Here is a 22,603-nt window from a genome sequence, read left to right on the forward strand (position 1 = left end):
GCGAGTCACCCGCTGGTCGAGTAGCGCAACCGGCGAGTCACCCGCTGGTTGAGTAGCGATGGAGGCGCGTGTCGAAACCAGCCCCCGCCTACACCGGCAGCGCGATCATCGCCCGGTCGGGCGTGCCGAACCGGTGCGCCGTGATCGACACCGACTGCTCGCGCAGGAACGGCAGCAGCTCGATGCGCCCCGCGGCCGTGACGGGCGCCGCGTACACGGTCACCTCGGGCATCGCCGCGAGCTGCGCGGCGAGCGCCCGCGCATCCCCTCCCACGAGGCGGATGCGCTCGGGCACCTCCCGCGCGACGCGCCCCGCGAAGGCGTCGTCGTGCTCGACGACCGCGGTCCAGCCGAGCTCCCCGAACGCGCGGCCCATGCGCAACGGTGTCGCCGAGCTGATGGCGAGCGGAGCACGGGCGAGCGCCGCGGCCGCGAGCACGCGCACGAGGTCGGCGAGCGATCCGCCCTCCGCGAGCCGCACCGTGACGGGCGTCGGCCGGTACCGGAACACGTTGCGCTCGACCCCGAGCTGCGACACGTCGCGCGACTCGGCGAACTCCGCGGCCCACGCCGCCGCATCCGAGAACGCGCCACGGCGCACGGCGTCGAAGCCCGCGTAGTCGAGCGCCGGCTGGAACGCCTCGACGAGCCCCCGCACACGCGGGGAGAGCCCGTCGAGCCGCAGGTCGCCCGCGGGGGCCGCGGGCACCGGATGCCAGTCCCCCAGCACGAGCAGCGAGTTCGGCCCGCCCGCCTTGGCGCCCGGCCCCACCGACGACCGCTTCCATCCGCCGAACGGTTGCCGCCGCACGATCGCGCCCGTGATGGGCCGGTTGACGTAGAGGTTGCCGGCCTGCACGCGGTCGAGCCAGACGGCCACCTCGTCGGCGTCGAGCGAGTGGATACCGGCCGTGAGCCCGTAGGCGACGCCGTTCTGCAGCGCGAGCGCCTCGTCGAGGTCGGCGGCGCGCATGAGGCCGAGCACGGGCCCGAAGTACTCGGTGCGGTGGAACTCGGATCCCGCGACGACCCCGTCGCGCACGCCCGGCGCCCACAGGCGGCCCGTCTCGTCGAGCTGCCGCGGCGCGACGAGCCACGACTCGCCCTCGTCGAGACGCGTGAGGCCGCGCGCGAGCTTGCCGCCCGCCGGTTCGATGAGCGGCCCGACGACCGTGCCCGCGTCCTGCGGCCACCCGACCGCGAGGCTCGTGACGGCATCCGCGAGCTGGCGGCGGAAACGGTCCGAGTCGGCGACCGCGCCGACGAGGATCGCGAGCGACGCCGCCGAGCACTTCTGGCCGGCGTTGCCGAAGGCGCTCGCGACGATGTCCTTGACGGCGAGGTCGAGGTCGGCCGAGGGGGTGACGACGATCGCGTTCTTGCCGCTCGTCTCGGCGAGCAGCGGGAGGTCGGGGCGCCACGAGCGGAACAGCGCGGCCGTCTCGAACGAGCCCGTGAGCACGACGCGCTCGATCTCGGGCGCGGTCACGAGCCGCTGCCCGAGCTCGCCCTCGTCGACGTCGACGAGCCGCACGAGTTCGCGGGGCACGCCGGCCTCCCACAGCGCCTCGGCGAGCACGGCACCGCAGCGTCGGGCCTGCGGTGCCGGTTTGAGGATGACGGCGCTGCCCGCCGCGAGCGCCGCGAGCACCCCGCCCGCGGGGATCGACACGGGGAAGTTCCACGGCGGCGCGACGAGCGTGAGGGTCGCGGGCGTGAACGTCGCGTCGCGCACCGCCCCCAGCTCCCGCGCGCGTTCGGCGTAGAAGAAGGCGAAGTCGACGGCCTCGCTCACCTCGGCGTCGGCCTCCGTGAGCGTCTTGCCCGTCTCGGCCGCCATCACCTCGATGAAACGCCCGCGGAACACCGAGAGCACCTCGCCGACGCGTTCGAGCAGCTCGGCGCGCACGGGGGCCGCGACGCCCGCCCACGTGCGCCCCGCATCCGCTTCCGCCCGCACGACGGCGTCGAGCCGCGCGGGGTCGTCGATGCGCGCCTCGGCGATCGTGTCGAGGCCGAGCCGGGTCGTGCGCGAGCGCTCGAGCACGCCCTCGGCCCACATCCGGTTGGCGACGAGCGCGGGGTCGGTGTCGGGCTCGTTGCGGAACGCCTGCGGTGCGCGCGGCAGCGGCGGGCTCAGCCGGTTCTGGGTGCGGTTGGCGGGCGGCACCTCGTCGTCGAGCTCGGCGAGGGATGCGGCGAAGCGCTCCGCCTCGCGCCGGAACACCTTCGGGTCGTCGAGGTCGAAGAGCCCCGAGATGAAGTTCTCGCCGCTCGCGTTCTCCTCCAGCCGCCGGACGAGGTAGCTGATGGCGGCGTCGAACTCCTCGGGGTGCACGACGGGCGTGTAGAGGAGCAGCCTCCGGGTGTCGGCGCGCACGGCGCGCGCCTGGGCGGGCGCCATGCCGAGCAGCATCTCGATGTCGATCTGGTGGTCGATCTCGCGGTAGCTCGCGAGCAGCCACGCGAAGGCGAGGTCGAAGAGGTTGTGGCCCGCGACCCCGACCCGCACGGCGGCGGTCGCCTCGGGCGTGAGCGCAGCCACGAGCATCCGCTTGTAGTTGGTGTCGGTCTGCTTCTTGGTGGGCCAGGTCGCGAGCGGCCAGCCGTGCATGGTCGCGTCGACGCGCTCCATCGCGAGGTTGGCGCCCTTCACGATGCGCACCTTGATGCCCGCGCCCCCGGCGGCGACCCGACGCTGTGCCCATTCGGTGAGGTGCTGAAGGGCGGCGACCGAGTCGGGCAGGTACGCCTGCAGCACGATGCCCGCCTCGAGGCCGTGCAGCTCGGGCTCCTCGAGCAGGCGCGTGAACACCGCGATCGTGAGGCCGAGGTCGCGGTACTCCTCCATGTCGAGGTTGATGAACTTGCGCGGCCGCGCGCGCGACGTCGCCGCGTCGAGGTAGAGCGGACGCAGCAGCTCGACGACGCGCTCGACGGTCTCGTCGAAGCCCCACAGGTTGAGCTGCGCCGCGACGGCCGACACCTTGACCGACACGTAGTCGACGTCGTCGCGCGCGAGCAGCTCGCGCGTGCCCTGCAGGCGGCGGGCGGCCTCCCGGTCGCCGAGCACGGCCTCGCCGAGCAGGTTGACGTTGAGCCGCGCGCCCGTCGACCGCAGCTCGGCGAGCGACTTGTCGAGGCTCTTGGGCGTCGCGTCGATGACGAGGTGGCTCACCATGTAGCGCAGGGCGCGGCGGGCGATGGGGATGACGATGCGCGGCGCGAGCAGCGAGAACCCGCCGCCCAGCACGATGAGCGCGCGCAGGTACCAGGGCAGGAACCTCGGCACGCGCCGCGAGAGCCGCTCGAAGTTCTTCGCGGCGACGCGGGGGTCCTCGGGGCGCACGACGCGGTCGACGAAGCCGAGCGCGAAGTCGAGGCCGTCGGGGTCGCGCAGGAGGTCCGCGAGGCGCTCGGCCCCCGCATCCGGTTTCACATCGGATGCGGCCGCGAGCCAGCGGTGCACGAGCGCGACCGTCTCATCGAGGGTCGGCAGATCGGGGGGAACCGCCATGGTGGAGAGGGTAGACGACCGGCCTGTGTTCCCGTTCCGCGTGTTTGTTCCCGAAGGAACGGGTGCGAACACGCGGAACGGGAACTTTTGTGGGCGGCTCCCGGTACGCGGATGCGGGGGCTACGCGGCGGCGGCGGCCTCGAGCTTCGCGACGCGGACGCCCTGGAGCGCCTTCGCCCAGGTCTCGAGCTGGCCGACGAGGGTCTGCAGGGTAGCGACGTGCTTCTCGCCGGGCGTGAAGACGCTGAAGTTCTCGAAATCGTGGAAGAACGAGAACGCGAGCTGGGTGCGCACGTCGGCGATCTGCAGCTCGCCCAGGGTGCTGCGCAGCTTGTCGGCGGCGCGGACGCCGCTCGAGACGGCGCCGTAGCTGACGATCGCGGCGGCCTTGTCGTTCCACTCGCCGTAGATGAACGAGATCGCGTTGAGCAGCGCGGGCGACGGCGCGTGGTTGTACTCGGAGGTCACGAAGATGAAACCGTCGTAGCCGGCGACCTTCTCGGCCCACGCGCGCGTGTGCTCGTGCTCGTAGCGGCCGGCGGATGCGGGCACGGCCTCGTCGAGCAGCGGCAGCTGGAAGTCGGCGAGGTCGACGACCTCGTAGCTCGCGTCGCCGAGGCGCGCGGCGTGCTCGTGCACCCAGTTCGCGACCTGGTCGCCCACGCGACCGGGGCGGGTGCTGCCGATGATGATGCCGATGCGGAGCTCGTTGCTCATTCCGTCGTCCTCCTGAAGGGTAGTTGACACGTCACCGTAGCAGAACAGGTTGATACGTCAACTTATTCCTGAGGCTATCCTGAGGCGCATGTCGACCGTGTCCGAGGTGAGCCCCGAGGAGTGGGACCTGTGGCGCGACTACTTCCGCGGCGGGCGTGAGCTCGTCGCCGCCCTCGACCGCCGCCTCCAGGACGACGCCGGCATCTCCCACCCCGAGTACCTGCTCATGATGAGCCTCTGGCACGCGCCCGAGCACAGCCTCCGCACGGGCGAGCTCGCCGAGGAGCTCTCGTGGGAGAAGAGCCGCGTCTCGCACCAGGTCACCCGCATGGAGGCGCGCGGGCTCGTCGAGCGCCGCGAGTGCGAGACGGATGCGCGGGGCGTGTGGGTCACGCTCACCCCCGACGGCAGCCGCCTCCTGCTGCGCGCCACACGCGACCACACCGACGCCATCCGCGAGTGGTTCTTCGAGCAGCTCGACGCCGAGGAGCGCGAGGTGCTCGGGCGCATCTCCCGCCGCATGCGCCGCGTGCTCGGCACCGCGTGCGAGCAGACGCTCCCCCCTGAGGCGGAGGCGCAGACCGGCGACGCCGCCTAGGCTCGCCGGGGTGAGCACGCCGACCCGCGCATCCGCGTCGCGAGAGGCCGCCGGATGGGTTCGTCCGGCGCCGAGCCGCCGCGATCGCCTCATCGATCTCGCGACCGCCGTCGGCCTCTACATCGCGGCGATCCTCAGCCAGCAGCTGTACCGCATCGCGGGCGTCTACGAGGAGCCCGCGGATGCGCCCCTCACCTTCGCGGTGCTCGCCCTCGCCTCGCTCCCGCTCGCCGTGCGCCGCAGCCATCCGCTCGTCGCGGGCGTGCTCATCGCGGCGGGGTTCTTCGCCGTCGGCATGCTCGAGGTGCCCGAGCTGCTCATCTGCAACATCACGCTCTTCATGGCGCTGTACTCGATCGGCGCGTGGGTCTCGCGGCGCTCGCTCGCCGCCACCGTGCGCGCCGTCATCGTCGTCGCGATGATCGTGTGGCTGATGGTCGCGCTCTTCCAAGCCGCGACCGACCCCGACTCCTTCGAGGGCCTTTCGCGCGCGGGCGCGTTCTCGCCGCTCGTGGCGTACATGCTCATCCAGGTGCTCATCAACGTGCTCTACTTCGCGGGCGCGTGGTGGTTCGGCGACCGGGCCTTCGCCTCCGCCCACGCACGCTGGCAGCTCGAGGAGCGCACGCGCGAGCTCGAGGCCGAGCGCGAGCGCAGCGCCGCGCAGGCCGTGGCCCTCGACCGCGTGCGCATCGCGCGCGAGCTGCACGACGCCGTCGCGCACCACGTGAGCGTCATCGGCATCCAGGCGGGCGCCGCGCGCACCGTGCTGCGCACGGACCCGGATGCCGCATCCGCCGCCCTGCAGACGATCGAGGCGACCTCGCGCGAAACCATCAGCGAGCTGCACGGGATGCTGCAGACCCTGCGCGACGACGACGAGGCCGTCGACACGGCCCGTGGACTCGACCGGCTGCCCGAGCTCATCGCGGCGTCGGAGGACGCGGGCGTGCCCACCACGTTCCAGGTCGTCGGCGACCCCGTGCCCGTGCCGTCGGTCGCGAGCGTCAACCTCTACCGCATCGCCCAGGAGGCCCTCACGAACGTGCGCAAGCACGCGGGGCCCACCGCGAGCGCCGACGTGCGTGTGCGCTACGGCGGCGATCACGTCGAGCTCGAGGTCGCCAACACGGGCGGCCGCGCCATCGCGCGCGTGCCGGGCGGGCTGGGTCAGCTCGGCATGCGCGAGCGCGTGGCGGCATCCGGGGGCACCCTCGAGCTCGGACCGCGCAGCCGCGGCGGCTACCTCGTGCGCGCCCGCGTGCCGCTCGCGCGCGAGGTCGCCGGATGACGCGCGTGCTGCTCGTCGACGACCAGACGCTCGTGCGCACGGGCTTCCGCGTCATCCTCGACGCCCAGCCCGACCTCGAGGTCGTCGGGGAGGCGGGTGACGGGCTCGAGGCGATCGCCGCATCCGCCGAGCTCGCGCCCGACGTCGTGTGCATGGACGTGCAGATGCCCGGGCTCGACGGGCTCGAGGCGACGCGGCGCATCACGGCGTCGCCCGAGGCGCCCGCGGTGCTCGTGCTCACGACCTTCGACCGCGACGAGTACCTGTTCCAGGCGCTCGAGGCGGGCGCATCCGGGTTCCTGCTCAAGACGGCGAGCCCCGAGCAGCTCGTCGACGCCGTGCGCGTGCTCGCGGCGGGCGACGCCCTGCTCTCCCCGGCCGTGACGCGACGCGTCATCGAGCGCTTCGGCACGGCATCCGCGTCGCCGCCCGACCCGGGGTTCGAGGAGCTCACGGAGCGCGAGGCCGACGTGTTCCGGCTGCTCGCCGACGGTCTCTCGAACGCCGAGATCGCGGCGCGGCTGTACGTCGGCGAGGCGACCGTCAAGACGCACATCTCCAACATCCTGCTCAAGCTCGGGGTGCGCGACCGCGTTCAGGCCGTCGTGCACGCCTACCGCTCGGGGTTCGTGCGCCCCTGACCCGCCGCCGGTCCGCGAGAGTACGTGCTTTTCGCGCTGAGCGGCCCGAATCGGGGGAAAAGTACGTACTCTCGCGGACCCTCCCCCGCACGGAGTCCGCCGCAGGGGGGAGGCGGATGCCGTGGCGCGGCCGTAGCTTGGGTCGCGACCCAGGGAGGTTCCGTGCTCGAGATCCGAGACGTCAGCAAGAGCTACGGCACGCGACGCGTGCTGACCGACGTCAGCTTCGACGTCGCCCCCGGCCGGATGACCGGGTTCGTGGGCGGCAACGGGGCGGGCAAGACGACGACCATGCGCATCGTGCTCGGCGTGCTCGAGCCGGATGCCGGCACCGTCACGCTCGACGGCGCGCCGCTCGGCACCACCGGTCGCCGCCGCTTCGGCTACATGCCCGAGGAGCGCGGCCTCTACCCGAAGATGAAGCTCGCCGAGCAGCTCATCTACCTCGCGCGCCTGCACGGCCTCACGCCCGCCGACGCGAAGCGCAGCACCGACGAGCTGCTCGCACGCCTCTCGCTCACCGAGCGCGCCAACGACAACATCGAGAAGCTCTCGCTCGGCAACCAGCAGCGCGCCCAGATCGCGGCGGCGCTCGTACACGAGCCCGACGTGCTCATGCTCGACGAGCCGTTCAGCGGGCTCGACCCGATGGCGGTCGACGTCGTCGCCGAGGTGCTCGCGGAGCGCGCCCACCAGGGCATCCCCGTGCTGTTCTCGAGCCACCAGCTCGACATCGTCGAGCGCCTGTGCGACGACCTCGTCATCATCGCCGACGGCACGATCCGCGCCGCCGGCCCGCGGGAAGAGCTGCGCGCGCAGCACGCCACCCTCCGCTACCAGCTGCAGACCGACGCGGATGCCGGATGGGTGCGCGAGCAGGCGGGCATCGCCGTGATCGAGGCCGACGGCGGCTACGCCCTCTTCGACGCGGAGACGCCCGAGGCGGCGCAGCGCGTTCTCGAGGCGGCCGTCGCGCGAGGCGGGGTCTCCGACTTCGCGAGGCAGCATCCGACCCTCTCCCAGATCTTCAAGGAGGTCGTGCGATGACCACGGCACACGCCCCCGCCGCCCGCCCCTACTCGACGGGACGCAGCGTCTGGCTCGTCGCCCAGCGCGAGATCATGGTGCGCCTGCGCTCGGTCGCGTTCCTCGTGTCGACGGGGCTCATGCTCGTGCTGCTGCTCGGCTCGATCGTCGTGAGCGCCCTCGTGTCGGCGAACGCGCCCGACCCGAAGGTCGCGGTCGTCGCGGGGGCCACGCTGCCGGATGGCGCGGACCTCGACGCCCAGGATGTCGCGACGCGTGCGGATGCCGAGGCGCTCCTGCGCGAGGGCGAGGTCGACGCGGCCATCCTCCCGTCCGACAGCACGCTCGGCTTCACCGTGCTCGGCGACGACAGCGTGCCGACGGGCGTCGTGCAGGCGCTCAGCGTGACGCCCGACGTGGAGCTGCTCGACGCATCCGGTGCCGCCGAGTTCCTCGGCTACATCGTGGCGATCGGCTTCGGGCTCATCTTCTTCCTCTCGGCGATGACATTCGGCTCGACCATCGCGCAGTCGGTCGTCGAGGAGAAGCAGACCCGCATCGTCGAGATCCTGCTCGCGACGATCCCCACGCGCGTGCTGCTCGCGGGCAAGATCATCGGCACGACGATCCTCGCGCTCGGCCAGGTGGCGCTGCTGCTCGCGATCGCGATCGTGTCGCTCAGCGTCACAGGACAGAGCGAGCTGCTGCTGGGGCTCGGCATGCCGTTCGTGTGGTTCGCGATCTTCTTCGTGTTCGGCTTCGTGCTGCTCGCGTCGCTCTTCGCCGCGACGGGCGCGATGGTGTCGCGCCTCGAGGACATCGGCTCGACGACGACGCCCGTCACGATGCTCGTGATGATCCCCTACTTCGCGGTCGTGTTCTTCAACGACAACCCGGTCGTCGTGACCGTCATGTCGTACGTGCCGTTCTCGGCGCCCATCGGGATGCCGCTGCGCCTGTTCACGGGCGACGCGCAGTGGTGGGAGCCGCTGCTGTCGCTCGGCATCCTCGTGGGCACGTGCCTCGCGGTCATCGCGCTCGGCGCCCGCATCTACGAGAACTCGCTCCTGCGGCTCGGGCAGCGTGTCAAGCTCGCCGAGGCCCTCAAGGGTTAGCGACCCCCTCCGGGTTAGTTGCCGTTCCGCGTGTTTGTTCCCGAAGGAACGGGTGCGAACACGCGGAACGGGAACAATGGTGGGGTGACTCTGCACGACAGCGACTTCCGCGGCTTCGCGAGCGACAACTACGCCGGCATCCACCCGGAGGTGCTCGACGCGATCGCGGATGCCAACGGCGGCCACCAGATCTCGTACGGCGAGGACGTCTACACGGCCCGCCTCGGCGAGGTGATCCGCGCCGAGTTCGGCGAGCGCGCGGAGGTGTTCCCCGTGTTCAACGGCACGGGCGCCAACGTCGTGTCGCTCACGGCGCTCCTGCCGCGCTGGGGTTCGGTCGTCGCGACGAGCACGGCCCACATCCACACGGATGAGGGCGGAGCCCCCGAGAAGGTCGCGGGCCTCAAGCTCTTCGTCGTGCCGACGCCCGACGGCAAGCTCACGCCCGAGCTGCTCGCGACCGAGGCGTGGGGCATGGACGACGAGCACCGCGCCGAGCCCGCCGCCGTGTCGATCACCCAGACCACCGAGCTCGGCACCCTCTACACGCCCGACGAGGTGCGCGCGATCGTCGACGCCGCCCACGCCGCCGGCCTCGCCGTGCACATGGACGGCGCCCGCATCTGGAACGCCGCGGCCGCCCTCGGCGTGCCGTTCCGCGCGTTCACGACGGATGCCGGGGTCGACATCCTGAGCTTCGGCGGCACCAAGATCGGCGCGCTCGGCGTGGAGGCGATCGTCGTGCTGAACCCCGAACGCGTCGCCGACATCGTGCGCCTGCGGAAGACGACGATGCAGCTCGCGAGCAAGATGCGCTTCTTCAGCGCGCAGCTGCTCGCACTCTTCGACGGCGTCGGCTTGCGGGCGGCCGGCCACGCCAACGCGATGGCGGCGCGCCTCCGCGCGGCGCTCGAGGCGGGCATCGCCGACGGCTCGATCCCGAACCTCTCGTTCAGCCAGGCGACCCAGGCGAACGCGGTGTTCGCGGTGCTGCCGAACGACGCGGCCGACCGCATCCGGGCGCGCTTCCGCTTCTACGACTGGGATCGCGCGGCCGGCCAGGTGCGCTGGATGACGGCCTTCGACACGACCGAGGCCGACATCGACGCGTTCGTCGCCGCCATCCGCGAGGAGCTCGCGCGCTGACAGGATGAGCGAGTCGGGAACCCCGACTCGAAAGACGGGTGCGGGCCCACCCTCGAAGCCTCTCCTAGCGGGAAGATTCCCGTCGCTCCCTTCCAAAAACTCCCCAAGGGAGCAATTTCTTCGGGCCATGATCCGCAAAATCTCCTCATTCGGGTAGATTTTGAGGCCACCGCGTGTGAGAATCTCCCCGTTCGGAGAGATTCGAGGTCACACGAATGGCGACGCGCGAGCCGGTACGCATCGGCGAACTGAGCGAACGCCTCGGAATCCCGATCAAGACCCTCCGGCGACTCGCGGACGCGGGGAGGATCCCCTCCGAACGAAGCCCGGGCGGCCATCGGATGTTCGATCCGCATGCCGTCGCCTCCTCGCTCAGCGGTGCGCTTCCCCAACCGGAGATCGTGCCCGCGCGTACGCCCGACTGGCGTGGGTCGCGGAGTCTCGATGGCCTCGACGAGGCCTTGGTCTGGGGAGCGGCTGCCGAGGCGCTCCACCTCGACCGCTACGAGGAGGGCGTCCGGATCGCGACCTACGCCTTCACCGAGATGCTCAACAACGCGATCGACCACAGCGGCGGCACGACGTCCGAGGTCGCCGTGTGGTCGTCTCCTCAAGAGATCGCGTTCCGCGTCGCCGACGACGGGAGAGGCGCCTTCGCCCACCTTCGGGCCGGGCTCGCCCTGGAGCGCGACCTCGACGCAGCCGCGGAGCTCACGAAGGGCAAGCGCACCACCTGGAGCGAGAGGCACACCGGCGAAGGCATCTTCTTCACCTCGAAGGCTGTCGGCGTTTTCCGCATCTCCGCAAACGGCTTCAGGCTCACCATCGACAACGAGCGGGGCGACGTCGCGCTGGGTATCTCGACCGTTCGGACGGGGACGATGGTCGAGGCGAGCATCCCGATCCCCCCTCCCAGGACGCTCCGTGCGGTGTTCGCCGAGTTCGCCGACGACGATCGGGGATTCAGTCGGAGTCGCCCCACGGTCAAGCTCTTCGGGTCCGGTGTGACGTTCGTCTCCCGCTCCGAAGCACGACGACTCATGGAAGGCATGGAACCCTTCGCCGACATCGACATCGATTTCGGCGGAGTCGAGGATGTGGGCCAGGGTTTCGTCGACGAGATCATGCGCGTCTGGCCGTCGCAGCACCCCGGCGTCGGATTGCACCCCATCAATATGAACGAGGCCGTGGAGTTCATGGTGCGACGGGCTGCGCGTAGGCTCGACGGGTGACTCGGTCGCCCGCAGAGAAGCCCTGGCTCGACTCGTACGCCCCCGGCGTGCCGCATGAGCTCGACATCCCCGCCGGATCGCTGTCGAACCTCATCGCCGAGTCGGTCGAGACCTATCCCAAGAACGTCGCGCTCGAGTTCTTCGGCCGCGAGACCAGCTACGCCGAGCTCGGCGCCGACATCCGCCGCGCCGCGGAGGGCCTGCGCCGCCTCGGCGTGAAGGCCGGCGACCGCGTCGCCATCATCCTGCCGAACTGCCCGCAGCACGTCGTCGCGTTCTACGCGGTGCTGCGCCTCGGCGCGATCGTCGTCGAGCACAACCCGCTCTACACGCCGCGCGAGCTGCGACACCAGTTCGAGGACCACCACGCGCGCGTCGCGATCGCGTGGGACAAGACGGTGCCGACGCTGCAGGACTTCCCCCGCGACCTCGCGCTCGACGCGATCGTCTCCGTCGACATGACGCGCGCGTTCCCGCTCAAGATGCGCGCCCTGCTCAAGCTCCCCCTCGACAAGGCCCGCAAGAGCCGCGCCGAGCTCACGACCGAGGTGCACGGCACGACGCCGTGGGAGAAGCTGCTCGACGGCCCCGAGATCCCCGAGACGGTGCCGCGTCCGGATGCCGAGGACGTCGCGCTCATCCAGTACACGAGCGGCACGACCGGCAACCCCAAGGGGGCCACCCTCAGCCACCGCAACCTCATGGCGAACGCCGCCCAGGCGCGCGCGTGGGTGCCGTCCATCCAGCGGGGCACGGCATCCGTGCACGCGGTGCTACCGCTCTTCCACGCCTACGGCCTCACACTGAGCCTCACCTTCGCGATGAGCATGGGCGCGCGGCTCGTGCTGTTCCCGAAGCCCGACCCCGACCTCGTCATCCCCGTCTTCAAGAAGCGACCGCCGACGTTCCTGCCCGCCGTGCCGCCGCTCTACGACCGGCTGCGCAAGGCCGCCGAGGAGCGCGGCGTCTCGCTCGAGGGCATCGAGATCGCGATCTCGGGCGCCATGCCGCTCTCGAAGGAGGTCGTCGAGCCGTGGGAGGCCCTCACCGGCGGCTACCTTGTTGAGGGTTACGGCCTCTCCGAGTGCTCCCCCGTGCTCATGGCGAACCCCGTCGCGCCGAACCGCCGCGCGGGCACCGTCGGCCTGCCGCTGCCCGGCACCGAGGTGCGCGTCGTCGACCCCGACGACCCCACGGTCGACGTCGAGCCGGGCACGCCCGGCGAGCTCGTCGTGAAGGGTCCGCAGGTCTTCTCCGGGTACTGGAACAAGCCCGAGGCGACGGCCGAGGTGTTCACCGAGGGCTGGTTCCGCACGGGCGACATCGTGAGCGTCGACGACGACGGCTTCGTCACGATCACCGACCGCATCAAGGAGCTCGTCATCACGGGCGGCTTCAACGTGTCGCCGTCCGAGGTGGAGGAGACCCTGCGCAAGTACGAGGGCATCGTGGATGTCGCGATCGTCGGCATCCCGAACGCGCGCGACGGCGAGCACGTCGTGGCCGCGGTCGTGCCGGCGCCCGGCGCGCACATCGACACGGATGCGCTGCGCGCGTGGGCGAAGCAGCAGCTCGCCGCCTACAAGGTGCCGCGCCGCGTGCACCTCGTCGACGAGCTTCCCAAATCGATGATCGGCAAGGTGCTGCGCCGCAAGGTGCGCGACCAGCTGATCGAATCCGGAGCAGAGAAGGGCACCAAGTGAAGTTCGGCATCTTCATCCCGCAGGGCTGGCGTTTCGACCTCGTGGGGATCGACCCCGCGAGGCACTGGGGCGTCATGCACGACCTCGCGCAGTCGGCCGAGGCCGGCCCGTGGGAGTCGCTGTGGGTGTACGACCACTTCCACACGACGCCCGTGCCGAGCGAGGAGGCGACCCACGAGGCGTGGACGCTCATGGCGGCGTTCGCGGCATCCACCTCGCGCATCCGCCTCGGCCAGATGTGCACGTGCGTCGCCTACCGCAACCCCGCCTACCTCGCGAAGGTCGCGGCGACCGTCGACCTCATCTCGAACGGGCGGCTCGAGATGGGCATCGGCGCGGGCTGGTACGAGCACGAGTGGCGCGCCTACGGCTACGGGTTCCCGGATGCGCCTGCCCGGCTCCGCGCGCTCCGCGAGGGCGTCGAGGTCATGCACCAGGCGTGGACGACGGGCACGGCGACCCTCGACGGCGAGTTCTGGCAGGTCGACGGCGCGATCGTCGAGCCGCGCCCGCTGCAGGAGGGCGGCATCCCGTTCTGGGTCGCCGGCGGTGGCGAGAAGGTGACGCTCAAGATAGCGGCCCAGTACGCGAAGTACACGAACTTCAACGGCGGCGCCGAGGAGTTCGCGCGCAAGAGCGAGATCCTCCGCGGGCACTGCGAGAAGCTCGGCACCGACTTCGACGCGATCACGCGCTCGAGCAACTTCAACACGATCATCGCCGAGACGCCCGTCGAGGTTCAGCGCAAGGTCGACGCCTACGAGGCCCGCCTCGCGACGCACATCGGCGACGCGAAGGCCGCCGAGATCGTGTCGCAGTACCGCGGCGTCGACTCGAAGGAGGGCATCGCGGGCACGCCCGACGAGGTCATCGAGGTGCTGCGCGAGCGTCAGGAGCTGGGCCTCGGCTACAGCATCCACTACTTCCCCGACTCGGCGTACGACCGCTCCGGCGTCGAGCTCTTCGAGAAGACGGTGATCCCGGCGCTCTCGTAACTCGGGGTTCATGGCGCGGCTGGAGCCACGACCGGGCGGCGGGAGAAACAACTCCCGCCGTGAGGTCGTAGCTCCAGCCGCGCCACGTATGACACCGCGTTGCGGCTCGATTCGGGCGGGCGCGGCCGCGGGGTTACCGTCGAGGCCGTGACTGACGCGCCGATTCGAGAACTGCTGGTGGAGACGCGGGCCTACGCGCCCCCGCCCGAGCTCGCGGCGACGTCGAACGTGGCCCCGGATGCGTGGGCGCGCGCCGCCGAGGACCCGGATGCCTTCTGGGTCGAGGCCGCCCGCCGCCTCACCTGGGCGACCCCGTTCACGCGCGGCCTCGACTGGACCCCCGCCCTCGCCGACGACGGCACCCTGCAGCCGCCGCGCGCCGAGTGGTTCGCCGACGGCACCCTCAACGTCGCCGTGAACTGCGTCGACCGTCACGTCGACGCGGGGCTCGGCGACAAGGTCGCGCTGCACTGGGAGGGCGAGCCGGGCGACACCCGCAGCCTCACCTTCGGCGAGCTGCAGCGGGAGGTCGCGAAGGCGGCGCACGCGCTCACCGAGCTCGGCATCCGCACGGGCGACCGCGTGGTCATCTACCTGCCGGTGCTGCTCGAGACGATCATCGTGACGCTCGCGATCGCCCGCATCGGCGCCATCCACTCGCTCGTGTTCGGCGGGTTCTCGGCCGACGCCCTGCGTTTCCGCGTCGAGGACACGCGCGCGAAGCTGCTCGTGACGACCGACGGCCAGTTCCGCCGCGGCAAGGCCGTGCCCGTGAAGGGCAACGCGGACGCCGCGGTCGCGGGCCTCGACCACGTCGAGCACGTGCTCGTCGTGCGTCGCACGGGCAGCGACATCGCCTGGACCGAGGGCCGCGACGTGTGGTGGCACGACGTCGTCGACCGCCAGCCCGACACCCACGAGGCGGAGGCGTTCCCCGCCGAGACGCCGCTCTTCATCATCTACACCTCCGGCACGACGGGGAAGCCGAAGGGCCTCGTGCACACGAGCGGCGGCTATCTCACGCAGGCGTCGTGGACGCATTGGGCGGCGTTCGACGCGAAGCCCGACGACGTGCACTGGTGCACGGCCGACCTCGCGTGGGTCACCGCGCACACTTACGAGATCTACGGCCCGCTCAGTAACGCCACGACGCAGGTGATCTACGAGGGCACGCCCGACACCCCGCGGCCGACGCGTCACTTCGAGATCATCGAGCGCTACGGCGTCACCGTCTACTACACGGCCCCCACGCTCGTGCGCACCCTCATGACGTGGTTCCCGGATGGCGTGCCCGCTGAGCACGACCTCTCGAGCATCCGGCTGCTGGGCTCGGTCGGCGAGGCGATCAACCCCGAGGCGTGGGTGTGGTTCCGCGACAACATCGGGGCCGGCACGGCGCCGATCGTCGACACGTGGTGGCAGTCGGAGACGGGCGCGGCGATCATGGCGCCCATCCCGGGCCTCTCGACGATCAAGCCGGGCTCGGCCACCAAGGCGCTCCCGGGTCTCTCGACGCTCGTCGTCGACGAGCAGGGCGACCCCGTGCCCCCGGGGGCGGGCGGCTACCTCGTGATCCCGCATCCCTTCCCCTCGCTCGCGCGCACCGTGTGGGGCGACCCGCAGCGCTACCTCGACTCGTATTGGCGGCGCTTCGCCGACCGGGGCTACTTCTTCTCGGGCGACGGCGCGAAAGCCGACGCCGACGGCGACGTCTGGCTGCTCGGCCGCGTCGACGACGTCATCAACGTGTCGGGCCACCGCCTCTCGACGATCGAGATCGAGTCGGCGCTCGTGGCCCATCCGCTCGTCGGCGAGGCCGGCGTGACGGGTGCTGACGATGCCGTCACGGGCGAGGCGATCGTCGCGTTCGTGATCCCCTCGCGCGAGGTGGGGCCGGATGCCGTGGCCGAGCTGCGCGCGCACGTCGCGACCGCGATCGGCCCGATCGCGAAGCCGCGCGACATCCACCTCGTGCCCGAGCTGCCGAAGACCCGCTCGGGCAAGATCATGCGCCGCCTGCTGCGCGACATCGTCGACGGCCGCCCGCTCGGCGACACCACGAGCCTGCAGAACCCGGGCGGCCCGGCGCGCATCGCGGAGCTGCTCGCGAGCCGCTGAGCCTGCGGAGAACCCTGCGCTCGAGCGCGTAGTGGCAACCCCACAAGCGAACCGTCGTTCACGCCCTCCCGACTGGCCCTCGGCGACATCTTGACGTCGAGATATCCCGCGCGACTGTTAGCGTCTGCCCACTCCGGCCAACGGCGGCCAAAGGCGGCTCGTCCCGCGGGCGGAGCATCCCCTCACCTCCAGTCCAGCGACGAAGGAGTGCTCAATGACGAGCGCGACAGCAACCCGAATCCACCGCCACGGCGCGGGCGTCAAGACCGCCCTGACCGTGCTCGCCGTGCTCCTGCTCACGGTGTTCCTGCTCTTCATGCTGACGAGCGACAAGATCACGGCCGGCGCGAGCCAGCTCGCCGACGGCCTCTCGACCGCCCGCACGGGCACGTCGACCCTCTCGGAAGGCGCCGCCTCGCTCGCCGACGGCAACGCGCGCCTCGCCGACGGTGCTGCGAGCGCCGCCGAGGGCGCCGACAAGCTCAGCGCGGGCGCCGCGAATGCGGCGGATGGCGCCTCACGTCTCGCCGCGGGTGCCGCGAGCGCAGCCGCGGGCGCGCAGACGGCCGCATCCGGTGCCGCCTCGCTCAGCGCGGGCTCGCTCAAGGTCTCGCAGGGCGCGAAGACGGTCGCCGACGGTGCCGCCGCTGCGGTAGCCGGTGTCGGCGACGTGCGCGCCGGCGCCGAGGCGCTGCGCGACGGCCTCACCGACCCGACGACGGGCATCGCCACCGCCTTCAGCGGCGGCTACACGCTCCTCGCGGGCGTGGCCGGCAGCGCCAACACCTACGCGGGTGTCGCCACGGACACCAAGGAGAAGACCGACACCGTGCTGGCGATCGTGGTCGGCTGGTCCGACGGCGAGGAGATCGACCAGGCGACGATCGACGACCTGAAGGTGAAGCTCGCGACCATCAGCGGGCAGGCAAACGGGCTCAACCAGGCCTTCCTCGGCCTCGCGAACGCCGTCAACGGCACCACCTCGGCGACGTCGACCCCGACCATCCGTCAGGCGCTCGGCAGCATCACCGCGGGTGTGAACGGCGCGATCACGAACAACTTCAACACGAAGCTGATCCCCGGCATCGACCTCTACAAGTCGAAGATCCAGCCGCTCCAGGCCGGTGCGGCGAACCTCGCCGCGGGCGCGGCCGACCTGCAGGCCGGCGCGAGCCGCCTCACCTCGGGCACGCAGAGCCTCGCGGCCGGTTCGCAGACGCTCGCCGACAGCGCGGGCACCCTCGCGACGGGCGTCGGCACGCTCGCGACCGGTGCGTCCGACCTCGCGGCCGGCACCTCGCAGCTCGCCGAGGGCGCCGAGACGGCCCGAGACGGAAGCGCTCAGCTCGCCGAGGGCGCCTCATCGCTCCAGGACGGCACCGGCCGCCTGGCCGACGGCGCGACCGAGCTCCACGCGGGTGCCGCGAGCATGACCTTCGGCAGCCTCGCTCCGTGGGTGCTCGTGATCGGCGGTGTGCTCATCGGCCTCGGCGTCGCCTGGGCGTTCCACCGCATCCGCTCGCGCAACGCCTGACGCGCGTCGACACACACGACGGCCCCCGGCATCTCCCGGGGGTCGTCGTCGTGACGGAGCCGGATGCCGAGCAGCCCTCGCCTCCGCCGACGCCCCTGCGGTAGCGTTCCCGCATGCCGAGGGGAGCACCGCGCCGCGCCCTCGCGCTCGTATCTGCCGGGCTCGTCGTCGCGGGCGTCGCCCTCGTGCCGACCGCCGCGAGCGCCGGCGACTGGCCGAACTCGGTCGTCGCAAGCGTCCCCCTCCCGTGGGCCCTCGACGTCGCGTTCGACCCCGCGGGAGCCACGGCGTTCGTCGTGAGAGAAGGGGCGGACGTCGTCGACGTCGTCGATGTCGCGTCGCGCACCGTGCTGCCGCCCGCCATCCCCGTCGGCGACACCGGTCTCGGCACGCAGATCGCGATGAGTCCGAACGGCGACGTCGCGCTCGTGTCGAACGTCGACGGCGGCACCGTCTCGGTCATCGACGCCCAGCTTCGCGTCGTGATCGAGACGCTCGTGGTGGGCGGGTCCCCGACCGGCATCGCGTTCTCGCCGGACGGATCGACTGCGTACGTGGGCAACGGCGGAGACGGAACCGACGGCTCGGTCTCCGTCATCGACGTCGGCTCATGGGCGACGACCACCCTCCCCGTCGGAGGGTCGCCTCAGCTCCTCGCCGTCTCGCCCGACGGCACCGAGCTCTGGGTGCCCGGCGATGCGAACGGGGGCGTCACCGTCTTCGACACGGCGAACCTCGACGCGGTCGCGTCGATCCCGATGCCGCAGGCGGCGACGGTCGTCGCGTTCGCCCCGGACGGCAGCGCCGCCTTCGTCGGGATGGGCCAGGGCGGCGACGGCGAGGTCGTCCGCGTGGACACGGCCACCCGCACGGCCACGGCATCGAGCGCCGGGATCCCGCTCGGGGGGTGGCTCTTCGCAGAACTCGTCGTCACGCCGGACGGCGAGACGGTCTTCGCCGTCACGACCGAGGCGGGTCTCGCGGTTCTCGAGGCGTCGACGCTCGCCGCCGTCACGCAGACGCTCGACGGCGACCTCCGACCGGGCGCCGCGCTCACGCCGGACGGCGGCGAGCTGTGGGTCGCCAACGAGGGCACATCGTCGGTGGAGATCTACGCCTTCGAGGGGCCGAGGATCACGACCACGACCCTTCCCGACGGCGTCGGCGGCAAGTCCTACGGTCCGGCGACGCTCTCGGCGGTCAACCCGTCGACCCTGCCGGTGTCGTTCAGCTCATCCGATCTCCCCTCGTGGCTCACGCTCGACGCCGCGAGCGGATCGCTCACCGGCACCCCGCCGCCGACGGGGGCGAGCTATTCCTTCACCGTCGTGGTGACGGATGCCGCCGGGCACTCCGGGACGGCGCCGTTCTCGGTTCTCATCCACGATCCGGCGGAGGTCCAGTCGCTCGCGATCACGCCCTCCGCGTCGCGCGTGCTGCAGGGATCGACCATCTCGCTCGCCGTGGCCGCCCGGCTCGACGGGGGCGCGACCGTGCCGCTCTCCTCGGGGGTGACGTTCTCGAGCGACGTCGCGACGGACGTCGTCGTGGGGAGCACGGTGACCTTCCGCCACGCCTCGACGCACACCGTCACGGCGCGCTGGGAGGGCTTCGCGGCCTCGGTCGCGATCGTCGTCATCCCCGTCATCGCGGGAGAGGTCCAGTGGCCCGACACGGTCGTCGGCACCCTCCGCGCGGGCGTCGGGTACAGCGATGTCGCCGTGAGCCCCGACAGCGCGACGGCCTACGCCACGGGCGACGCGCTCGACGTCATCGACACCGCCACGGGGACCGTCCGTGCGAGCGTCGCGATCTCGGGCGCCGGCGGCGTCGACGTGGGCGCCGACGGGTCGCTCGTCGCCGTCACATCCACCTTCTCGGGGGCCTCGTCCGCCATCGTGCTCGTCGACACGGCGACCCTCGCGACGACGTCGGTGCCCACGACCGGGAACCTCGAAGACGTCGCCTTCAGCCCCGACGGGAGCACGGTCGTCGCGGTCGGGCAGTCGGTGTGGATCGTGGACCTCGCCGCACCGGGGTCGCCGCGGGAGCTTCCGATCACGGGCGACTCCGTCGCGATCACCCCCGACGGCGCCGCCGCCTGGATCTCGAGCTCGAGCGGCATGTACGCGATCGACCTCGCGACCGGCGCCGCGGTGCCGATCGACGCATCCACGCCGAGCGAGATCGCGTTCACGCCCGACGGAGCGACGGCACTCGCGTGCGACACGCCGCACAGCCTCGCGTTCTTCGACGTCGCGACCCGCACGGTGAAGCGGAGCATCCCGCTTGTGGGCCCCGCCGTCGGCTGCGTGATGTGGGTGAAGCCGGGCGGGCTCGAGGCCTACGTCATCGCGCCGCCCGCACACGCCAACCAGGGGGGTGAGGGCGTCACGGTCGCGTTCACCGTCGACATCGCATCGGCGACGATCCTGAAGACCATCCCGAATACGGGGTTCGCGACGGGCCTCGCGCTCGCCCCCGACGGGTCGATCGGCTACATCTCGCAGCTGGGCGACGGCGGGCTCACGGTCCTCGCGTACGGCGGACCCGATCCGCTCGCGCCGGACGGCGATCTCGCGGCGACCGGCGCGGCGCTCAGCCCGGCTGCGCCCACGGGGCTCGGCCTCGCGCTCATCGCCGCGGGCCTGCTCGTCGGCGCGCTCGCGAGACGGGTCAGAGCGCGATCGGCGACTCGCCCGTCGTCGGAGCGGGCTCTTCGAAACGCGTGACCGAGAGCGATCCGCTCGCGCGGTCGAGGTCGACCCGCACGGTGTCGCCGTCGCGGATCTCGCCCGACAGGAGGGCCTTCGCGAGCCGGTCGTCGATCTCGTGCTGCATGAGCCTGCGCAGCGGGCGCGCCCCGTAGATCGGGTCGTAGCCCCTCTCGGCGAGCCAGGCACGCGCATCCGGGGTCACCGCGAGCTGCAGGCGGCGCTCCTCGAGGCGGCGCTCGAGCTTGTCGACGTAGAGCGACACGATCTGGCCGAGGTCGGCCTCGGAGAGCGGCGCGAACACGACGATGTCGTCGAGGCGGTTCACGAACTCGGGCTTGAACGCCTGGCGCACGAGCTCCTGCACGGCGTCCTGCTTCTTGTTCCAGCTCATGTCGCGGTCGATCAGGATCTGGCTGCCGAGGTTCGACGTGAGGATGAGGATCGTGTTGCGGAAGTCGACCGTGCGGCCTTGGCCGTCGGTAAGGCGCCCGTCGTCGAGCACCTGCAGCAGCACGTCGAAGACCTCGGGGTGCGCCTTCTCGACCTCGTCGAGCAGGATGACGGAATACGGACGCCGGCGAACGGCCTCCGTGAGCTGGCCGCCCTGCTCGTAGCCGATGTAGCCGGGAGGGGCGCCGACGAGCCGCGAGACGGCGAACTTCTCGCCGTACTCCGACATGTCGATGCGCACGAGCGCCTTCTCGTCGTCGAAGAGGTAGGCGGCGAGCGCCTTCGCGAGCTCCGTCTTGCCGACGCCCGTGGGGCCGAGGAAGAGGAACGACCCGGTCGGGCGGTCGGGGTCGGAGATGCCCGCGCGCGAGCGGCGCACCGCCTCGGCGACGGCGCGCACGGCATCCCGCTGGCCGATGAGGCGCTTGCCGAGCTCGGCCTCGAGCCCGAGGAGCTTCTCGGTCTCGCCCTGGCGCAGCTTGTCGACGGGGATGCCGGTCCACGCCGCGACGACGGATGCGATGTCCTCGTCGGTCACCTGGTCGTTGACCATGCGCGGACCCTGCTGCTCGATCGCCTCGGCCTGCAGCAGCTGCTGCTCGATCGCGGGGATCGTCTCGTAGTTGAGCTTCGACGCGTCCTGGTAGCGCTGCTCGCGCATCGCGCGGTCGAGCTCGATGCGCGCGTCGTTGAGGCGCGACTTGAGGTCGCCGACGCTGTGCAGCGAGCTCTTCTCGGCCTGCCAGCGGGTCTGGAGGGCGTCGAGCTGCTGCTCCTTGACGGCCATGTCGGCGCGCAGCTTCTCGAGCCGCTCCTTCGACGCGGCGTCCTTCTCCTTCTTGAGCGCGAGCTCCTCGATCTTGAGCCGGTCGACGGCGCGCTTGAGCTCGTCGATCTCGACGGGGCTCGAGTCGATCTCCATCTTGAGACGGGATGCGGCCTCGTCGATGAGGTCGATCGCCTTGTCGGGTAGCTGGCGGGCCGTGATGTAGCGGTTGGAGAGCGTCGCGGCGGCGACGAGCGCGCTGTCGGCGATCGCGACCTTGTGGTGCGCCTCGTAGCGCTCCTTGAGGCCGCGCAGGATGGCGATCGTGTCCTCGACGGACGGCTCGCCCACGTAGACCTGCTGGAAGCGGCGCTCGAGCGCGGCATCCTTCTCGATGTACTCGCGGTACTCGTTGAGCGTCGTGGCGCCGATCATGCGCAGCTCGCCGCGCGCGAGCATGGGCTTGAGCATGTTGGCGGCCGCGACGGAGCCCTCGCCGCCGCCCGCACCCATGAGGGTGTGGAGCTCGTCGATGAAGGTGATGACCTGGCCGTCGGACTCGTTGATCTCCTTGAGCACGGCCTTGAGCCGTTCCTCGAACTCGCCGCGGTACTTGGCGCCCGCGACGAGGGCCGCGAGGTCGAGCGAGACGAGCTGCTTGCCCTTGAGCGAGTCGGCCACATCGCCCGCGACGATGCGCTGCGCGAGGCCCTCGACGACCGCGGTTTTGCCGACGCCGGGCTCGCCGATGAGCACGGGGTTGTTCTTGGTGCGCCGCGTGAGCACCTGGCTCACGCGACGGATCTCGGCATCGCGCCCGATGACCGGGTCGAGCTTGCCGCTCTTGGCGATCTCGGTGAGGTTGATGCCGTACTGCTCGAGAGCGCTCTTGGGCTCCTCCTGCGACGAGGGAGCGCCCTGCATGTTCGCCATGATCCTCCGGGTGAAAGACTTGAGTTGCGTTGGCTCAAGTTTAGCCCGACGGCGCGCAAAATGCACAGGCCTCCGACGGATGCGCGCTTCGCCCGGCGCGAACG

At 71.5% G+C, this 22,603-nt stretch carries 15 protein-coding genes; 12 read left to right on the forward strand and 3 right to left on the reverse strand.

Going from position 1 to position 22,603, the window contains the following annotated elements; all coding sequences use genetic code 11:
• Positions 1 to 88 precede the first annotated feature (88 nt).
• Both H4J02_RS13440 and H4J02_RS13445 read right to left on the reverse strand, forming a co-directional pair.
• The gene (locus H4J02_RS13440) at positions 89 to 3,517 is read right to left on the reverse strand and encodes a bifunctional proline dehydrogenase/L-glutamate gamma-semialdehyde dehydrogenase (protein ID WP_187675041.1); all 3,429 of its coding nucleotides are present in this window, start codon (positions 3,515 to 3,517) and stop codon (positions 89 to 91) included.
• Positions 3,518 to 3,637: 120 nt separating this feature from the next.
• Entirely contained in the window at positions 3,638 to 4,234 is a 597-nt protein-coding gene (locus H4J02_RS13445) for an NADPH-dependent FMN reductase (RefSeq protein ID WP_187675042.1), read from the reverse strand.
• 88 nt (positions 4,235 to 4,322) lie between these two features.
• Between H4J02_RS13445 and H4J02_RS14080 the strand changes: the two genes are divergently transcribed.
• The 12 genes from H4J02_RS14080 (at position 4,323) to H4J02_RS13500 (ending at position 20,365) form a co-directional block, all read left to right on the forward strand.
• On the forward strand, positions 4,323 to 4,832 hold the full coding sequence (locus H4J02_RS14080; protein WP_262406133.1) for a MarR family winged helix-turn-helix transcriptional regulator: 510 nt from the start codon (positions 4,323 to 4,325) through the stop codon (positions 4,830 to 4,832).
• A 10-nt stretch (positions 4,833 to 4,842) separates the two neighbouring features.
• Positions 4,843 to 6,123 carry a sensor histidine kinase gene (locus tag H4J02_RS13450; RefSeq protein ID WP_262406134.1) on the forward strand — a complete coding sequence of 427 codons (1,281 nt, stop codon included), beginning with the start codon at positions 4,843 to 4,845 and terminating at the stop codon, positions 6,121 to 6,123.
• The gene (locus H4J02_RS13455) at positions 6,120 to 6,764 is read left to right on the forward strand and encodes a response regulator transcription factor (protein ID WP_187675044.1); all 645 of its coding nucleotides are present in this window, start codon (positions 6,120 to 6,122) and stop codon (positions 6,762 to 6,764) included. Before H4J02_RS13450 ends, H4J02_RS13455 begins: the two co-directional genes overlap by 4 nt.
• Positions 6,765 to 6,926: 162 nt before the next feature.
• Complete coding sequence (locus tag H4J02_RS13460) at positions 6,927 to 7,811, forward strand: ABC transporter ATP-binding protein (protein WP_187675045.1); 885 nt, start codon at positions 6,927 to 6,929, stop codon at positions 7,809 to 7,811.
• Positions 7,808 to 8,905, forward strand: coding sequence for an ABC transporter permease (locus H4J02_RS13465; RefSeq protein ID WP_187675046.1), 1,098 nt, complete (start codon positions 7,808 to 7,810; stop codon positions 8,903 to 8,905). The genes H4J02_RS13460 and H4J02_RS13465 overlap by 4 nt, the downstream gene beginning before the upstream one ends.
• A gap of 84 nt (positions 8,906 to 8,989) precedes the next feature.
• Positions 8,990 to 10,051 carry a low specificity L-threonine aldolase gene (locus H4J02_RS13470; RefSeq protein WP_187675047.1) on the forward strand — a complete coding sequence of 354 codons (1,062 nt, stop codon included), beginning with the start codon at positions 8,990 to 8,992 and terminating at the stop codon, positions 10,049 to 10,051.
• A gap of 215 nt (positions 10,052 to 10,266) precedes the next feature.
• Positions 10,267 to 11,283 (forward strand): MerR family DNA-binding transcriptional regulator, encoded by a 1,017-nt coding sequence (locus H4J02_RS13475; RefSeq protein ID WP_187675048.1) that lies wholly within the window; start codon positions 10,267 to 10,269, stop codon positions 11,281 to 11,283.
• A complete protein-coding gene (locus H4J02_RS13480; RefSeq protein WP_187675049.1) occupies positions 11,280 to 12,986 on the forward strand; it encodes a long-chain-fatty-acid--CoA ligase in 1,707 nt (568 codons plus the stop codon). Before H4J02_RS13475 ends, H4J02_RS13480 begins: the two co-directional genes overlap by 4 nt.
• The gene (locus tag H4J02_RS13485; protein ID WP_187675050.1) at positions 12,983 to 13,981 is read left to right on the forward strand and encodes an LLM class F420-dependent oxidoreductase; all 999 of its coding nucleotides are present in this window, start codon (positions 12,983 to 12,985) and stop codon (positions 13,979 to 13,981) included. The genes H4J02_RS13480 and H4J02_RS13485 overlap by 4 nt, the downstream gene beginning before the upstream one ends.
• A gap of 147 nt (positions 13,982 to 14,128) precedes the next feature.
• Positions 14,129 to 16,099 (forward strand): acetate--CoA ligase, encoded by a 1,971-nt coding sequence (gene acs / locus H4J02_RS13490; RefSeq protein WP_262406135.1) that lies wholly within the window; start codon positions 14,129 to 14,131, stop codon positions 16,097 to 16,099.
• Positions 16,100 to 16,313: 214 nt separating this feature from the next.
• Positions 16,314 to 17,633, forward strand: a complete 1,320-nt coding sequence (locus H4J02_RS13495) for a hypothetical protein (protein ID WP_187675051.1) — start codon at positions 16,314 to 16,316, stop codon at positions 17,631 to 17,633.
• A gap of 113 nt (positions 17,634 to 17,746) precedes the next feature.
• Positions 17,747 to 20,365 carry a putative Ig domain-containing protein gene (locus H4J02_RS13500; RefSeq protein WP_187675052.1) on the forward strand — a complete coding sequence of 873 codons (2,619 nt, stop codon included), beginning with the start codon at positions 17,747 to 17,749 and terminating at the stop codon, positions 20,363 to 20,365.
• On the opposite strand, the gene H4J02_RS13505 is transcribed toward H4J02_RS13500, so the two are convergent.
• Positions 20,310 to 22,499, reverse strand: a complete 2,190-nt coding sequence (locus H4J02_RS13505) for an ATP-dependent Clp protease ATP-binding subunit (RefSeq protein WP_187675053.1) — start codon at positions 22,497 to 22,499, stop codon at positions 20,310 to 20,312. The genes H4J02_RS13500 and H4J02_RS13505 overlap by 56 nt on opposite strands.
• Positions 22,500 to 22,603 lie beyond the last annotated feature (104 nt).

This window comes from Protaetiibacter sp. SSC-01 (genome assembly GCF_014483895.1).
Lineage (GTDB): Bacteria > Actinomycetota > Actinomycetes > Actinomycetales > Microbacteriaceae > Homoserinibacter.

What these genes read in the sequence shown, in the direction of transcription:
- H4J02_RS13495 (WP_187675051.1), top strand. Translation starts at nt 16,314, where the DNA reads ATGACGAGCGCGACAGCAACCCGAATCCACCGCCACGGCGCGGGCGTC.
- H4J02_RS13505 (WP_187675053.1), bottom strand. Translation starts at nt 22,499, where the DNA reads ATGGCGAACATGCAGGGCGCTCCCTCGTCGCAGGAGGAGCCCAAGAGC.
- H4J02_RS13465 (WP_187675046.1), top strand. Translation starts at nt 7,808, where the DNA reads ATGACCACGGCACACGCCCCCGCCGCCCGCCCCTACTCGACGGGACGC.
- H4J02_RS13455 (WP_187675044.1), top strand. Translation starts at nt 6,120, where the DNA reads ATGACGCGCGTGCTGCTCGTCGACGACCAGACGCTCGTGCGCACGGGC.
- H4J02_RS13445 (WP_187675042.1), bottom strand. Translation starts at nt 4,234, where the DNA reads ATGAGCAACGAGCTCCGCATCGGCATCATCATCGGCAGCACCCGCCCC.
- H4J02_RS13440 (WP_187675041.1), bottom strand. Translation starts at nt 3,517, where the DNA reads ATGGCGGTTCCCCCCGATCTGCCGACCCTCGATGAGACGGTCGCGCTC.
- H4J02_RS13475 (WP_187675048.1), top strand. Translation starts at nt 10,267, where the DNA reads ATGGCGACGCGCGAGCCGGTACGCATCGGCGAACTGAGCGAACGCCTC.
- H4J02_RS13500 (WP_187675052.1), top strand. Translation starts at nt 17,747, where the DNA reads ATGCCGAGGGGAGCACCGCGCCGCGCCCTCGCGCTCGTATCTGCCGGG.
- H4J02_RS14080 (WP_262406133.1), top strand. Translation starts at nt 4,323, where the DNA reads ATGTCGACCGTGTCCGAGGTGAGCCCCGAGGAGTGGGACCTGTGGCGC.